1 protein-coding gene (cut by a window edge) is annotated in these 17374 nt (G+C 68.7%); it reads right to left on the bottom strand.

All coding sequences use genetic code 11. The features are described from left to right. Positions 1 to 17374, bottom strand: part of the annotated coding region (locus ACG04Q_RS18220; protein ID WP_394512583.1) for a calcium-binding protein (this coding region is incomplete at its 3' end). 15654 nt of the annotated region lie to the left of the window's left edge; 17374 of its 33028 annotated nt are in view.

The raw sequence follows: 17374 nt of genomic DNA, 5'->3' as shown, positions 1-17374 counted from the left end.
TGTCGCCGCCCTTGGCCAGCAGGATGCCGCTGGCCAGCGTGGCGTTCAGGCTCAGCACCAGCTCGTCACTGCGGATGGCCGGGGCCTGGCCCTCGGGGCGCAAGAGCCCGGCCGTCTCCAGCGCGCCCAGCCAGCCCTTCACCCACTGAGCCTCGTCGGCGGCCAGCACGGCCAGCGCGTTGGGTGCGGTCGTGTCCTTCAGGATGGCGGCGCGTAGCGCCTTGGCGTGCTTGGTCTGGTCGGCAATGAACTCGGCACGGGTCAGCGTCGTCACGCTGGCCAGCGTGTCGAAGCGGAAGGGCATGGCCAGCGCCTCTTCCTTCGTGATGTGGACCTCGGGGTCCTTGGACAGGAACTTGGCGGTCAGTCCCGGCGAGATCTTGTTCAGGCCGGCGACGCCTTCATCGAGGATGCCGCTGGCCTTCCAGTCCGGACGGATGGCGTAGAGCTTGTCGCGCAGGCCTTCGAAGTCGTAGTTGATCCATTCGGCCAGGCCGGGGTAGGTCTGCACCTTGAACGTGGCGCCGGCAAAGCCGTTGGCGGCCAGGTCGAAGGCGTAGCCGGGCGCGAGGTTCCAGCCGTTGGTGTTGCTCAGGCCGTCCAGCGAGGCCCAGGGCACATCGCTGCGCACGCCGTTGGTGGGCGTCGTGCCGTAGGCCTGGTTGTTGCCGTCGCCGGCGGCGATGGCGCCCGATGGCTGGCCGCCGACGTTGGCGCCGAAGATGACGTAGGGCAGGCTCAGGCCGCCCAGCACGTAGGCGCTGTTGCCCATGTCGGTGGCGCCGACGTTGAAGCGGATGTAGGGCGTGTCGACGTTGGTCAGGCTCTGCAGGCTGACGCTGTAGGTCGCCGCATCGCCCGGCTCGATGTTGCGCGGGCCGCCGATGCCGATGGCGGCATCCACCTCGATCATGCGCTCCACCAGGTAGCGGTAGGGCTCGACGACGCGCGTGCCGTCGGGGTTGGTGACGACGACGTCGTACAGCCCCATCGGCACGTGCCGCAGGTCGAAGACGGCGCGGATGTGGGTGGCGTCCAGGACTTGCCAGCGCTCGGGTTCGATCTCGAACTCTCCCGGGCGTGCCAGCTTGACCAGGGCGCCCGCCGCGAAGCGGGCGCCTTCAATGTCCATGGTGACCCAGCGATGGTCGTCGTCACCGACGCCGCCCTGGTCCGGCGTGACCTTGGTGATGGACAGCGGCAGCAGGTCGGCGCGCAGCGTGACGGGCGTGTCGGCCGCGCCCTGGCGCGAGCGCACGAGGATGTAGTAGTCGCCGGCCTTGGTGGTGGGCACCAGCAGCGTCTGGTCGGGCGAGACGGGGTTGCTGTAGGCGACGTCGAACGCGCTGCCGGTGGGCACGTCGTTCCAGCGCACATAGACCTCGTTGGCGCCGCTGGCGGCGCTGGAGTCCAGCAGCACGCGCAGCGTCTCGCCGGCGGCCACGCTGACCTTGTAGACCCGCGTCTGCTCGCCGGACAGCGTCGTGGACAGCGTCTGGCCGACCGTCAGCGACGGCACCTGCACATTCAGCGTCGCCGCGGACGCGGTGCGGTTGTTGGCCTCGCCGGCCGGCAGGTTCAGGCCGGTCTCGGTGTAGGTGATCTTGCCTTCGAAGACCTCGTTGTAGAGGTCGGGGCGCACGATGACGCGCCAGCCGCCGTCCTTCATCGGGGGCAGCTTGGCGGTCAGCTTGGCGGTGTAGGTGCCGTCCTTGTTCAGGTCGCCGACGTGGGCGACCTTGCCCAGCAGGATGTCGCCCATGTCCCAGGCGTTGTCGGCGGACAGGTAGAGCGCATCCGTCCAGCGGCCGTAGGCCGGGTTGATGGACGTGTTCTGGATCGTGAACGTGATCTCGAACTCGTCGCCCACCTTGGCGCTGGGCGGCACGATGACGTCGGTGACGACGAGGTCGGCCGGCGGCGGCGTCTCGATGCGCATGGGCTGCACGGCCGCGGCGTTGTTGTTGTCGTCCTTGCCGAACTCCAGCACCTGGCCGGTCTCGCTGGCGCCCCAGATGCGCGCCGGGTCGGTCACCACGAAGACGTAGTACGGGCCTTCGAGATCGCGCGGCGCCGTGTAGGTCAGGCTGCCGGTGTAGCTGCCGCCGGCGGCCAGGCCGCCGCCGTGCTGCACATAGCCGAGGTAGCGGTCCTTGTTCAGGTCCAGGAAACGGTCCTTGGACAGGTAGACCATGTCGTACCACGTGCCCTGGTCCGCCGGCGTCTTGCCGCCGAGGTTCTCGACCTTGTAGGCCACCGTGAAGTTCTGGCCGGCGATGACGGCCTCCGGCGCGGTGACGCTGGTGACCTGCAGGTCGGGCGGCGTGGCCAGCGTGATGGGCAACGCGATCTTGGCCGTGTTGTTGGCCTCGTCCTTGAACTCCAGCACGCCATTGGTGCCGGTCTCGCGGATGACGGGCAGCCCGGTCCGGATGGTGCTGGGCACCTCGTTGTAGAAGTCCTTGAAGACGCCGGTGTCGGCCTTGACGATGAGGTTGAAGTTGCCGCTGATGGACGTCGGGATCGCGAACGTGGCGGACTGCGTGTAGCTCTCGCCCGGCTTGAGCATGCGCGGCTTGCCCTGCGCGTCGGTCAGGTAGACCTGGCGGGCGCGCAGCAGCGTCTCGATCTCGCTGCCGCGGTCGACGAGCGGGTAGTCGCTCGGGTCCAGCGTCGCGTCGCGCGACAGGTAGACGCCGTCCATCCAGCCCGGCACGCGGGTTTCGCGCGTGCCGCGGTTGGTGACGGTCCACGTCGCCGTGATGGTGTCGCCGGAGCTCGGGTTGGGGTTGTCGACGGTGATCTTGTCGATCTGCAGGTCGGGCTCACGGTAGACGATGCTCAGCATGCCGCGGCCGAGGTTGTTGTCGCGCCGCGCGCCTTCGAACACGCTGGTGCGGTAGAGGTGGTCGCGGGCGTAGGCGTTGTTCTCGCCGTCCAGTTCCTCGTCCTGCGACTGCTGGGCAGGCTGGGTGCTCTCGCCGTAGCTGAAGCTGGGCGCCAGCGACTCGGCGTAGTGCTTGCCGTCCGCCATCACGTAGATGTAGTACACGCCGTCGGTGCCCGGCGGCAGCTTGACGACGGCGCTGGCCGTGTAGCTCTCGCCCGCGCCCAGCGGCGTGGTGTTGCTATGCACCACGGAGCCGATCTGCGTCGCGCGCGACGGGATGAAGGTCGGGTCGGGGCTGACCCAGATGTGGTCCAGCCAGCCGGCCGTGCCGCTCCACGTGGCGGCGCCGAAGTTCTGCACCGTCCACGTGACGGTGGTGTCCTCGCCGGAGAAGTTGGTGGGCAGCGTCGTGACGTTGGTGACGCGCAGGTCGGACGGCGCGTTCGTGACGACGGAGATGGCGCGGTGGGTGTTGTTGTCCTCGGCCGTCTCGCGCACGTTGTTGAAGAAGTCGGTCTGCACGACCAGGAAGCCGCCGCTGACCGACGGGCCCAGGTTGACCGTCTGGCTGGCGCTGTAGCTCTCGCCGTTGCCCAAGGCGCGCTGCTGCCGGTACTCGCCCAGCAGCCACTTGACCTTGGCCTGTGCCGGGTCGGCGTTGTCCATCAGCCAGACGCGGTCGGTCCAGTCGCCGCCCTCGAAGGCGTCGCCGCGGTTCTGCACCGTGTAGCTGAAGCTGTAGCTGCCCGCGGCCGTTGCCGCGGCCGGCGCGATGACGCTGCTGACGACCAAGTCGGGCGGCGTGATGCCCAGCACCTTCATCGGGCCGATGCCGGCCGAGTCGCGCGCCTTGTAGTTGTTGTTGTCGATCTGGGTCGGATCGTCGGGGTTGATGTTGCTGGAGAGCGTGTCCTCCAGGATCGCGTCGTAGGTGTCCGTCCACACCGTCACGTAGTAGCGCGCCGACTGGATGTTGTCGGGGATCTGCACGTTGACGGTGTTGAGGTAGTCCTCGCCCACGGCCAGCTTGCCGGTGTGCGTGAACTGGCCGATCTTGATGTCGCCCTTGCCCGGGTTGGGGCGGGTCTTGTCGACGGTGAGCCAGACGCTGTCGGTCCAGCTGTTGGTCGTCGCGGCGTCGCCGCGGGTCTCGGCCGAGCCCTTGTTGGTGACCTTGTAGCGCACCTCCATGGTGGCGCCGTGCACGACCTGGTCGGGCGCGACGACGTCGCTGACGACGAGGTCGGCGAACGGCACCGGGTTGATGTGCAGGCGCTCGGCGCGGGCGTTGTTGGCCTCGCTGGGGTACTCGTCGATGCGGTTGCCGCCGTCGGCCACGACGATGATGTAGACATCACCGCGGTAGCGGATGGGGATGTTCACGCCGTTGACGATGGTTGTGTAGGGCTCGTCGCCGGGGTTCAGCGCCGAGCCGCTGTCCACGCGGGCCAGCAGCACGTCGTCGCCGCTGACGGTGCCGTCCAGCGACAGGTAGACGTAGTCCTGCCACTGGCCGGCGGTGGCTTCCTGACCAAAGTTGCCGACCGTGAACTTCAGGCCCGTGCTGGTGCCGGCCGTGACCTCGGTGGGCACCTCGACCTTGGTGACGCGCAGGTCCGGCCGGTTGTTCAGGCTGACGACGATGGCGTCGGTGTCCGTCGCCGTGTTGTTGTTGCGGGCGTCGCCGTACTCGTAGACCTGCGGCTGGCCGCCGGTGCCGAGCAGGCTGTTGGTGACGACGCGCAGGCGGTAGCCGCCCTCGATCTTGCTGGGCAGGCGCACCTGCTCCGTGCGGGTGTAGTTCTTGCCGGCGTCCAGGCCGCGGTCGTAGACGTAGTTGCCCAGCACGACGGTGGAGCCGTTGGGCGCCAGCAGCAGCACGGTGTCCTGCCACTGGCCGGCCGCGCGGGCCTGGCCGTCGTTGACGACGCGCCAGCTCACATCCACCAGCGCGCCTTCCTGCGCGGTGGCGGGCGCGTCCAGCATGTCCACGCGCAGGTCGGGCGAGTCGCTCAGCGTGACCGGCACGGCCAGCGAGTGGCCGACGTTGTCGTTGCCGTAGACGAACTCGTACGGGCCGCCGGTGGCGACGTTCAGGAACCAGTCGCCCGAGATGCCGTCGGGCAGGCGCACGACGATGCTGCGGTTGTAGGTGTCGTCCACGGCCATCTGGCCGAGGTGGCCGGCGCTGCCGAGGTCGAAGCGCTGGCCGCTGCCATCAGCATTGCGGCTCAGCCAGACGCTGTCGGTCCAGCCGGTCGTGTTGGTGATGCCGATGCCGCGGTTGGCCACGGTCCACTGCACCGTCAGCTCGCGGCCGCTGTAGGCGGTGCTGGGCGTGGTGACGGACTCGACGCGCATGTCCGCGTACGGGATGGGCATGACGTCGGTCGCGTGGCCCGCGTCCTTCACGTTGTTGGCCTCGCTGGCGTTCTCCCACACCGCGCCCGTCGCATCGCTCTTCACGAAGATGGTGCCGTGGCGGCTGAAGGCCGGGCCGAACTGGTAGTCCAGATGGCCCGTGTAGCTCTCGCCCGCGGCCAGCGCGCCGTTGCGCACGACGTCGCCCAGCACGATGTCGTCCTGGTCGCCCAGCACGGCATTGGTGCTGTAGATGATGCGGTCGGTCCAGCTGGTCGCGCGGCCGGCGCCGGGGCCCTCGTTCTTCACCGTCCACTCGACGGTGATGCTGGCCGGGTCGTCGATGACGCGCGTGGGCGCGCTGACGCTGAGCACGGCGAGGTCCGCGTAGGCGTCCTGCGCCACGTCGATGGCCAGCGAGTCCTGGTTGTTGCCTTCCTGCGTGGACTCGTTGTTCGCCGCGCCGGTGTCGGTCACGACGATGAGGCGCCACGCGCCCGACAGGTCCACCGGCAGCGTGAAGCCCAGGCTGCCGGCGCTGCTGGCGCCCGCGGCCAGGCTGGCGATGCTGCGCTCGCCCAGCAGGATGTCGCCGCTGCCGACGACACCGTCCCTGGACAGGTAGACCTTCTCGCGGATGTCCGCGGCCGGCGCACTGCCGATGTTGCGCGTCGTCCAGGCCAGCGAGATGGCTTCGCCGCCCTGGAGCAGGCCGGTGGTGGTGAGGCTGCCGACGACGAGGTCGGGCGCGACGAGCGTGACCGCCCGCGACGCGACGTTGTCGGTCTCGTTGGACTCGGCCACATAGTTGCCGCGGTCGGCCGCAATCTCCAGCCGCCAGTTGCCCGGCGGCAGGGCCGGCACGGCGAGGCTGAGGTTCTGCGTCAGCGCGCCGCCGGCGCCCAGCGTCTGGAAGGCCCAGGTGCTGGTGAGCACCTGGTTGGGCAGCAGGCCCAGCGTGTCGACGAGGCGGATCTCCTCACCGAAGAAGCCGCTGATGTTGTCATTGCCGGCGTTGCGCACGGTGTAGCTCACCTGCACCGTCTGGCCCACACGCCATTCCGCGGGCGCGGTGATGCCCTCGATCTGCAGGTTGGGCTTGGGTTCGGCCTTCACGGTCGTGGCGGCGTTGGCCACCACGATGTTGTTGTCGGTGCGGCCCAGCTCGTAGACGGCCGCAAAGGCATCGGTCCTGACGATGACGTAGCGCGCGCCCACGGCGTCACGCGGCACGGTGAAGTCCAGGCCGGCGGCGTAGCTGTCGTCCTTGGCCAGCGTGCCGACGCGGGTGACCGAGCCCAGCAGCGTGGACTGGGCCGTCAGCGTCGGCGTGCTGCTGAGGTAGACCTGGTCCACCCAGCGGTTCACGTCGGTGGCGATCGTGCCGCCGTTGCGGACGGACCACTCCACCCGCGCCGCACGGCCGGCGAACATCTCGGCGGGCACCAGCGTCAGCGTGGGCGCGAGGTCGGCGTAGGTCTGCGTGACGCTCAGGCTCGCAGAAAGGCCGGCGTTGTCGGCACGGGTGTCGGGCTCGGTGACCTTGGACGTCGCATCGGCGATCACCGCGATGCGGTAGGCGCCTTCGATGCGCGTGGGGATGCGCACGGTGGCCGTCTGCCGGTATTCGTCCAGGCTCGCCAGCGACGTGCCGCGCGGCACCTCGGCCAGCACGACGTCGTCGCCGTTGCCGACGATGGCGTCGCGGCTCAGCACGATGCGGTCGACCCAGCCGCTGGCGGCCGTGGCCGCGGCAGCGCCGTTGTTCTTGACGACCCAGGCGACGCTGATGTCGGTGCCGGCGCTGGCGCTGGGCGGCACGTCGACCGACGTGACGGCCAGGTCGGCGTAGGTGCGCAGCGCGGCCGTGAAGCTCCACGCCGCGTCGTTGTTGCTCTCGGCCGTGCCGTCGGCATTGGCCTCGAACAGCACGCCCGCGCCGCCGTTGCCACGGTCGGGGCTGACGGTCACGTCGAAGGTGCCGGCGCCGCGCAGGCCTTGCGGCAGCACGAAGCCATAGCTGCGCTGGCGGCTCTCGCCGGCGGCCAGCGGCAGCGCCGCGTTGCCGGTGAAGCTGACCAGCGTGTCCACCAGCACCGGGCCGGCGCTGCCGTCGGCATTGCGCTGGCGGATGACGACGCGGTCCTGGTAATTCAGGTTGGTCGCGACGCGGCCCTGGTTGACGTCTTCCCAGCGCAGCGTCAGCACGTCGCCGGACATCGGCGTGGCGCTGTCGAGGCTGAGGTTGCGCGCGATCAGGTCGCTGCCGACGTTGACGTTGGCCTGCAGCTGGTTATCGTTCTCCAGCGTGCCGTTGCCGTTGAACTCGGCGATCTCATTGCCGGCGTCCACGGTGACGCGCAGGCGGATGGCACCGGCCGCGTTGGCGCCGCCGGGCCAGCTGAAGCTGGCGGTGCGGTCCACGCTGGCGCCGGGGGCGGCCTCGGCGGGCGTGCCGGCACGGGTGAGGCTGGCGATGACGATGCCGGTGGTCTGGTTCAGCACCTCCACGCGCTCGGTCCAGCCACGCGTCGGCGTGATGGTGCCGGCGTTGCTGGTGGTCCAGCCGACGGTGACGGTGTCGCCGTTCTGCCAGTCGCCGGCCGGCGTGATGCTGAGGTTGCTGGCGACGAGGTTGACGTAGTTGACGTACTCGGCCAGCGTGCTGGCGAAGCCGACCTGGCCGCGGTTGTTGGTTTCGTTGGTGCCGCCTTCCTTCTGCGTGTTGCCGTAGTCGCTCTCGATGACGGCCAGCAGGTTGCCGGCGCCGGTGGGGCCGTCCGGCAGCTTCAGCGTGACGGTGCGCGTGATGACCGCGCCGGACGCGAGCGCGCCGGACGTGGCCTCGACATAGGGCACCAGCAGTTCGGCCAGCACGTCGCCGCCGGCGGTGCGCAGCGTGACGCGGTCGGCGAAGTCGCCGATGGTGGCGGTGGCGCCCTGGTTGACGGTGGTCCAGGTGACGGTGACCTGGCCGCCGGACAGGAACTGGCTGGCACCGCCGGCCGGCGCGACGCTGACGTCGCGCACGATGAGGTCCATGCCCACGGCCTTGTCGACCTCGGCGACGAGGGCGTTCAGGTCCCACGTGGTGCCGTCGTCGAACTTGACCTGCTGCAGCGGGTTGTAGGCGTTCTTCGGGTCGTTGTTGTAGAAGAAGTAGGCGACGGTGAGCTTGTCGTCGCTGTTGGCCAGGCCGATGCTGATGGCCGTGTACTGCGCGGTGCGGTAGTCGAACACGCGGCGCACGATGACGTCCGACGGTGCAATGCCCGGCTTGAACTGCAGCGTGTTGACCTTGCCGGTGTTGTACGGCGTCTCGATCAGCGTGTCCTGCCCGTCGCCGCGGCCGAACAGGTAGGTGTTGTTGCCGTTGCCGGCGCTGAGCGTGTCGTTGCCGGTGCCGCCGTCGAGGACGTCGTTGCCCTCCTCGCCCGACAGGCTGTCGTCGCCCGCGCCGCCCTTGAGCGTGTCGTTGCCATTGCCGGCGATGAGGGTGTCGTTGCCGTCGCCGCCGTCCAGCGTCTCGGCCCACGAGGTGCCGCGCAGCGTGTCGTTGCCCGCCGTGCCCTGCTGGGTGCGGGCGACGATGTCGGCCAGCGTCCAGACGGTGCCGTCGGCGAACTGGATCTTCTGCAGCGGGTTGTAGCCGCGGTTGGGGTCCTCGTTCTCGAAGAAGGCGTTGACGATGAGCTTGTCGCCGCCGTTGCCGTAGGCCACTTCCAGCGCGCGGTAGCTGCGCGCGCCCTCTTCCAGCGCGCGGCTCAGGCGCACGTCCGCGGGCGTGATGCCCGCCTTGAAGACCAGCGTGTTGGTCTTGCCGGTGTCGTAGTCGGTGTAGGCCAGCACGTCCACGCCGTCGCCCACGCCCAGCAGGAGGGTGTTGCTGCCGTTGCCGACGTGGAAGTAGTCGTTGCCCGCGCCGCCGTCCAGCGTGTCGTTCTCGCCGCCGCCGTACAGCAGGTCGTCGCCCTCGCCGCCTTCCAGCGTGTCGTTGCCGCCCTCGCCGTACAACGCGTCGTTGCCGCGGCCGCCGCGCAGCGTGTCGTTGCCGCCGCGGCCAGACAGCGTGTCGTGGCCATCGCCACCTTCCAGCGTCTCGCCGGCAGCCGTGCCGATGAGGCTGTCCGCGCCGTCGGTGCCCGCGTTCACGCGGGCGACGATGTCGGCCAGCGTCCAGACGGTGCCGTCGTCGAACTGGATCTTCTGCAGCGGGTTGTAGCCGCGGTTGGGGTCGTCGTTCTCGAAGAAGGCGTTGACGGTGAGCTTGTCGCCGCCGTTGCCGTAGGCGACCTCGAGCGCGCGGTAGCTGCGCGCGCCCTCTTCCAGCACGCGGCTGAGCTTCACGTCGGCCGGCGTGATGCCGGCCTTGAAGACCAGCGTGTTGGTCTTGCTGGTGTCGTAGTCGGTGTAGGCCAGCACGTCGGCGCCGTCGCCCAGGCCGAGCAGGATGGTGTTGTTGCCGTTGCCGACGTGGAAGTAGTCGTTCCCCGCGCCGCCGTCCAGCGTGTCGTTGCCCGCCTCGCCGTACAGCAGGTCGTCGCCCGCGCCGCCCTTGAGCGTGTCGTTGCCGTTGCCGGCGATGAGGGTGTCGTTGCCGTCGCCGCCGTCCAGCGTGTCGGCCCAGGACGTGCCGCGCAGCGTGTCGTTGCCCGCCGTGCCCTGCTGGGTGCGGGTGACGATGTCGGCCAGCGTCCAGACGGTGCCGTCGTCGAACTGGATCTTCTGCAGCGGGTTGTAGCCGCGGTTCGGATCCTCGTTCTCGAAGAAGGCGTTGACGATGAGCTTGTCGCCGCCGTTGCCGTAGGCCACTTCCAGCGCGCGGTAGCTGCGCGCGCCCTCTTCCACCACGCGGCTCAGGCGCACATCGGCCGGCGCGATGCTCGCCTTGAAGACCAGCGTGTTGGTCTTGCTGGTGTCGTAGTCGGTGTAGGCCAGCACGTCCACGCCGTCGCCCAGGCCGAGCAGGATGGTGTTGTTGCCGTTGCCGACGTGGAAGTAGTCGTTGCCCGCGCCGCCGTCCAGCGTGTCGTTGCCCGCCTCGCCGTACAGCAGGTCGTCGCCGTCGCCGCCCAGCAGCGTGTCGTTGCCGCCGCGCGCGCTGAGCTGGTCGTTGCCGGCACCGCCGCTGAGCGTCTCGCCGGCCGTGGAGCCGGTCAACGTGTCGTCACCCGCGGTGGCGGTGTTCAGGCGGTTGAAGATCTCGGTGGCCGTCCAGATGGTGCCGTCGTCGAACTGCAGCTGCTGGACCGGGTTGTAGGCGTTGGTGGGGCTGTCGTTCTCGACGAAGTAGTTGATGATCAGCCGGTCCGCGGTGCCAGCGATGCCGATCTGCAGCGCGCTGTAGCGGAAGGTCTGGCTGTCCAGCACGCGGCGCAGCACGAGGTCGGCCGGCGTGATGCCCACGCCCAGGCGCACGGTGTTCAGGCGGCTGGGGTTGGTGTCGCCGCTGTAGAGGATGGTGTCGACGCCGTCACCACGGTTGAACAGATAGGTGTTGTTGCCCGTGCCGCCGGACAGGAAGTCCGTGCCGGCGCCGCCGGCCAGCGTGTCGGTGCCGCCCAGGCCGTTGAGCGTCTCGTTGGCGGCCGTGCCGGTCAGCGTGTCGGCACCGCTGGTGCCGTTGATCGTCGTCGTCGCGGGCGCCGTCTCCAGGCGGGCGCTGATGGCGGCCAGGTCCCAGGCGGTGCCGTCGTCGAAGCGCAGCTGCTGGACGGGGTTGTAGTAGCTGGCGGAGCTGCCGCCCTGGAAGAAGTAGTTGACGATGAGCCGGTCGGCGCTGTCGACCAGCGTGATCTCCAGCGACTCGTTGGCGCCGCCCTGCGTGCCGGTCACCTTGCGCAGCACGACGTCCGCCGGGCTGATGCCGGCGCGGAACTGCACGGTGTTGAGCTTGCCGGCTGTCGAGTCGTAGTTCGAGCCGATCAGGTCCTGCCCGTCGCCGCGGCCGAACAGGTAGGTGTTGTTGCCGTAGCCGCCGTCCAGGTAGTCGTTGCCCGTGCCGCCGTCCAGCGTGTCGTTGCCGTTGCCGCCGTACAGCGCGTCGTTGCCGCTGCCGCCCTGCAGCGTGTCATTGCCGTCCAGGCCCTCCAGGCTGTCGTTGCCACGGCCCCCGCTGAGCGTGTCGCCGGCCGTGGTGCCGCGCAGCGCGTCGTCGCTGGCCGTGCCAGCGCCCATCGCGGCGAGGATGTCGCCGATGCTCCACGTCGTGCCGTCGTTGAAGCGGATCTGCTGGACGGGGTTGTAGTAGCTGCCGGGGTTGTCGCCCTGGAAGAAGTAGTTGATCAGCAGCCGGTCGGTCGTGCCGGCGATGGACAGCTCCAGCGACTCGTTGCCGCTGCCCTGCGTGCCGCCCACGCGGCGCAGCAGCACGTCGCCCACGGCCACGCCGGCCTTCAGCTGCACGACGTTGAGCTTGCCGGCCGTGGAGTCGTAGTAGCCCACCAGCGTGTCCTGACCGTCGCCGCGACCGAACAGGTAGGTGTTGTTGCCGTAGCCGCCTTCCAGCCAGTCGTTGCCCACGCCGCCGTCCAGCGTGTCGTTGCCGTTGCCACCGTACAGCGCGTCGTTGCCACTGCCGCCCAGCAGCGTGTCGTTGCCGTCCAGGCCCTCCAGGCTGTCGTTGCCGCGACCTCCGCTCAGCGTGTCGGCGCCCGTGGTGCCGCGCAGCGCGTCGTCGGCCGCCGTGCCGTTGGCCAGCGCGGCCAGGATGTCGCCGACGCTCCACGTCGTGCCGTCGTTGAAGCGGATCTGCTGGACGGGGTTGTAGTAGCTGCCAGGGTTGTCACCCTGGAAGAAGTAGTTGATGACAAGCCGGTCCGTCGTGCCGGCGATGGAGAGTTCCAGCGACTCGTTGCCATTGCCCTGCGCACCGCCCACGCGGCGCAGCAGCACGTCGCCCACGGCCACGCCGGCCTTGAGCTGCACGGTGTTGAGCTTGCCCGCCGTCGAGTCGTAGTAGCCCACCAGCGTGTCCTGCCCGTCGCCGCGGCCGAACAGGTAGGTGTTGTTGCCGTAGCCGCCTTCCAGCCAGTCGTTGCCCACGCCGCCGTCCAGCGTGTCGTTGCCGTTGCCGCCGTACAGCGCGTCGTTGCCATCGCCGCCCAGCAGCGTGTCGTTGCCGTCCAGGCCCTCCAGGCTGTCGTTGCCACGGCCGCCGCTCAGCGTGTCGGCACCGGTGGTGCCGCGCAGCGCGTCGTCGCCGGCGGTACCGGCACCCAGCAGCGCCAGCAGCGTCGGGATGTCCCACGTCGTTCCGTCGTCGAAGCGGACCTGCTGGACGGGGTTGTAGTAGCTGCCGGGGTTGTCACCCTGGAAGAAGTAGTTGATGACCAGCCGGTCGGTCGTGCCGGCGATGGACAGCTCCAGCGATTCGTTGCCATTGCCCTGCGCGCCGCCCACACGGCGCAGCAGCACGTCGCTCGCGGCGACGCCGGCCTTGAACTGCACGGTGCCGAGCTTGCCGGCCGTGGAGTCGTAGTAGCCCACCAGCGTGTCCTGCCCGTCGCCGCGGCCGAACAGGTAGGTGTTGTTGCCGTAGCCGCCTTCGAGCCAGTCGTTGCCGCTGCCGCCGTCCAGCGTGTCGTTGCCGTTGCCGCCGTACAGCGCGTCGTTGCCGTCGCCGCCCAGCAGGCGGTCATGGCCGTCGTTGCCACTCAGGATGTCGTCGCCGCGGCCGCCGGTCAGCACGTCGGCGCCATTGGTGCCGCGCAGGTTGTCGTTGGCCTCGGTGCCCGCGCTCATCAGCTCGACGAGTCGCGCGATGTTCCACACCGTGCCATCGGCAAAGGTGGCCCGCTGCACCGGGTTGTAGGGGTTGGCCGGGTCGTCGTTGTAGGCGAAGTAGTTGACCGTGATGCGGTCGTTGCTGCCGACGATGGCCAGCTCCAACGCCGTGATGCCGCCGCTCTGGTTGTCGTAGACGCGGCGCACGCTCACGTCGCCCGGCAGCACGTCTGCGCGGAACTGGATGGTGTTGAGCTTGCCCGCCGTCGTGTCGTATCGGTTGCCGATGGTGTCCTGCCCGTCGCCGCGGCCGAACACATAGGTGTTGTTGCCGTAGCCCCCGTCCAGGTAGTCGTTGCCAGCGCCGCCGAACAGCATGTCGTTGCCGTCATCGCCGTACAGCGCGTCGTTGCCCTCTTCGCCGTACAGCGCGTCGTTGCCGCCGCGGCCGGCCAGCGTGTCATTGCCGGCGCCGCCGTGGATCTCGTCGGCTGCCACCGTGCCGGCGATGCTGTCGGCCGCCGGCGTGCCCGCCAGCAGCGTCGCGACGAGATAGGCAACGTCCCATTCGGTGCCATCGTCGAAACGGACCTTCTGCAGACCGTTGTAGCCGTTGGTGGGGTCGTCGTAATAGAAGAAACCGTTGACGGTGACCTTGTCGGTCGTGCCCGCAATGCTCAACTCCAGCGCCTGGTTGCCACCCCAGTAGTTGTCGTAGGCCTGCTTGATGGCAATGTCAGCAGGCGCAACGCCGGCCTTGAACTGCAAGGTATTGATACGGGCCTGACCACCGTTGTGGTTGTAGTACAGCCGGTCCTGACCATCACCACGGCCGAACAGGAAGGTGTTGCTCCCCGCTCCGGCGTTCAGCGTGTCATTGCCGGTACCGCCTTCCAGCAGGTCGTCGCCGTCCCCGCCGTCCAGGGCGTCATCGCCCGCCTCGCCGTAGAGTCGGTCATTGCCGCTGCCGCCGTTCAGCGAATCGTTGCCGTCGCCGCCCTGCAGCAGGTCGATGCCGCTGCCGCCGCTGATGCTGTCGTTGCCCGTGCCCCCGGTGACCGCGTCGTCGCCATCATCACCAGACAGGCTGTCGTTGCCCGCACCGCCGTCGATGATGTCGTTGCCGGCCGCGCCGGCGATGGTGTCATTGCCCAGCCCGCCGCTGAGGGTCTCGCTGGCGATCGTGCCGCGCACGTTGTCATCGCCGTCGGTGAAGGTCTCGACCATCGCAACCAACGTCGCAATGTCCCATTCGGTACCGTCGTCGAAGCGGACCTTCTGCAGGCCGTTGTAGCCGTTGCTGGGGTCGTCGTAGTAAAAGAAGCCGTTGGCAGTGACCTTGTCGGTTGTCCCGACGATGCTGAACTCCAGCGCCTGGTTGCCTCCCCAATAGTTGTCGTAGGCCTGCTTGACGCGCACATCAGCCGGAGACACGCCAGCCTTGAACTGCAACGTGTTCGTGCGCGCCTGGCCGCCGTTGTGGTTGTAGTACAGGCGGTCCTGACCGTCGCCACGCCCAAACAGGAAGGTGTTGTTGCCGTTGCCGGCGTTCAGCGTGTCGTTGCCCGCACCGCCGTCCAGTGTGTCGTCGCCGTCACCGCCGTCCAGGCCGTCATCCCCGTCGCCGCCCTGCAGCACATCCTTGCCGGCGCCACCGTAGAGACTGTCATTGCCGATGCCGCCCATGACGACGTCATCGCCGTCGTCACCGCGCAGCGTGTCATTGCCGGCGCCACCGTCAATGATGTCGTTGCCACCCGCACCGGCGATGCTGTCATTGCCACCGAGGCCGTTGAAGGTTTCGGCCGCGTTGGTGCCGCGCCATCCGTCATCACCTTCGGTGCCCGTGTACAGCCTGCCGAGCAGGGCAGCGACGTCCCACTCGGTGCCGTCGTCGAACCTGACCTTTTGCAGGCCGTTGTAGTTGTTGCCGGGATCGTCGTAGTAGAAAAAGCCGTTGACGGTCACCTTGTCGGTCGTGCCGGCGATGCTCAACTCCAGCGCCTGGTTGCCGCCCCAGTAGTTGTCGTAGACCTGCTTGACGACGATGTCGGCGGGCGCAACGCCGTCCTTGAACTGCAGCGTGTTGACGCGGCCGACCGTCGAGTTGTAGTTGTAGTACAGCCGGTCCTGGCCATCCCCGCGACCAAACACGAACGTGTTGTTGCCTGCACCGGCGTTCAGCGTGTCGTTGCCGGCACCACCGTCCAGCGTGTCATTGCCGTCGCCACCTTCCAGGCTATCGTCGCCTTCGTTGCCGAACAGCTGATCTGCGCCGCCCTCGCCGTACAGCGCATCGTTGCCAATGCCGCCCGACACGGTGTCATCACCGCCGGCACCGTTCAGCGTGTCGTTGCCGCCACCACCGTAGATGAAGTTGGCGCCACTCGTGCCGCGCAGGTTGTCGTTGCCGTCCGTGCCGGCGTAAAGCATGCCCAGGATGGCCGCGGCGTCCCATTCCGTGCCGTCGGTAAAGCGCACACGCTGGATGCCGGCGTAGTTGTTGGCCGGATCGTCGTAGTAGAAGAAGCCGTTGACGATGACCTTGTCGGTCGTGCCGGCGATGCTCAACTCCAGCGCCTGATTGCCGCCCCAATAGTTGTCATAGGCCTGCTTGACGATGACGTCGGCGGGCGCGATACCCGGCTTGAACTGCAACGTGTTGACGCGGCCGACCGTCGAGTTGTAGTTGTAGTAGAGGCGGTCCTGGCCGTCGCCGCGACCAAACACGAAAGTGTTGCTGCCGGCACCGCCATTCAGCGTGTCGTTGCCGGCACCGCCTTCCAGCGTGTCGTTGCCGTCGCCGCCGTCCAGACTGTCGTCGCCCTCGTTGCCGAACAGCTGATCCGCGCCGCCCTCGCCGTACAGCGCATCGTTGCCGATGCCGCCCGACACGGTGTCGTCACCGCCGGCACCGTTCAACGTGTCATTGCCCACCCCACCGTTGATCGTGTCGGGCGCGGCTGTGCCGCGCAGATTGTCGTTGCCGTCCGTGCCGGCGAGCAGCAGCACGACGATCTGGCCGGCCGTCCATTCGGTGCCATCGGCGAAGCGCACCTTCTGGATGCCGGCATAGGCGTTGGCCGGATCGTCGTAGTAGAAGAAGCCGTTGACGATGACCTTGTCGGTCGTTCCGGCAATGCTCAGCTCCAGCGCTTGGTTGCCCCCCCAATAGTTGTCGTACGCCTGCTTAACGACGACGTCGGCGGGCGCAATGCCGGCCTTGAACTGCAGCGTGTTGATGCGCCCGGCGGTCGAGTTGTAGTTGTAGTAAAGCCGGTCCTGCCCATCACCGCGGCCGAAAAGGAAGGTGTTGTTGCCGGCGCCGGCGCTCAGCGAGTCGTTGCCGCTGCCACCTTCAAGCAAATCATCGCCATCACCGCCGTCCAGGTTGTCATCGCCCGCACCGCCGTACAGGCTGTCGTTGCCCCCAACGCCCCAGAGGCTGTCATTCCCGGCGCCGCCATTCAGCAGATCAGCGCCCGAGCTGCCGGAGTAGCTGTCGTTGCCCGCCGTGCCCATGCCCAGCAGGAACAGCAGGTGCGACACATCCCAGCTCGTGCCATCCGCGAACACGACCTTCTGCAGCCCGTTGAACTCGTTGGCCGGCGTGCCGCCGTACAGGAAGCCGTTGAATGAAATGACGTCGGCGGTGCCGTTGATGGTCAGCGCCAGCGCGACGTTGCCGCCGGCCTGGCTGTCGAGTGCGCGCGCGACGCTGACGTCCGCCGGCGCCACGCCGGCCTTGAACTGCAGTGTGTTGACCTTGCCGAGGTTGGGGTCCGAGTAGGACTGCACCGTCGTCGCGCCATCGCCGCGGCCGAACAGGTAGAGGTTGTTGCCCGGGCCGTTGGTGACGACGGCATTGGCCGTGGCCGCCTGCGCCGCCAGCGCCTGGCGCTGCGGGCCGGTCTCGATCAGGCCGGGGAGCTCGTCAGCCGTCCAGCGCGTGCCATCGGCGAACGCGACGGCTTGCACCGGGTTGGCGTCGGTGAAGAAGCCGCGCAGCTGCACGCGGTCGCCGCTGCCGCGCAGCGCCAACTCCAGCGCGTTGGCCTCGCCGGTGGCATCGTCGATGACGCGTCGCACCGCCACGTCGGCGGCTGCAATGCCGTCACCGAACTGCAGCAGCCCGCCCGCCGTGTCGCCGGCCGCGCGGGCATCCACCCAGGCCGCGCCCTCGCCGCGCTCGAAGCCGTAGACCTTGGGTGCCTGCGCATCGGCCTGCGTGGCCAGCAGATGCACCGCCGGCAGCGCGTCGGCCGACAGCAGCAGCTTGGGCTCCAGCGTCTCGACCTTCCACGACGCAGGCCGCGGCGCCGGGGCACGGGCAGTTGCAGAGCGGGAAGCACGGCGCAGGGCAGCGGCAGCGCGAGCGCGCAAGGACTTGATCGACAT

Origin of the sequence: Pelomonas lactea, assembly GCF_043555885.1 — a bacterium.
GTDB lineage: Bacteria > Pseudomonadota > Gammaproteobacteria > Burkholderiales > Burkholderiaceae_C > Pelomonas > Pelomonas lactea.
The sequence above is the reverse complement of the archived record's forward strand: the minus strand, read 5'-3'. Positions and strand labels throughout refer to the sequence as shown.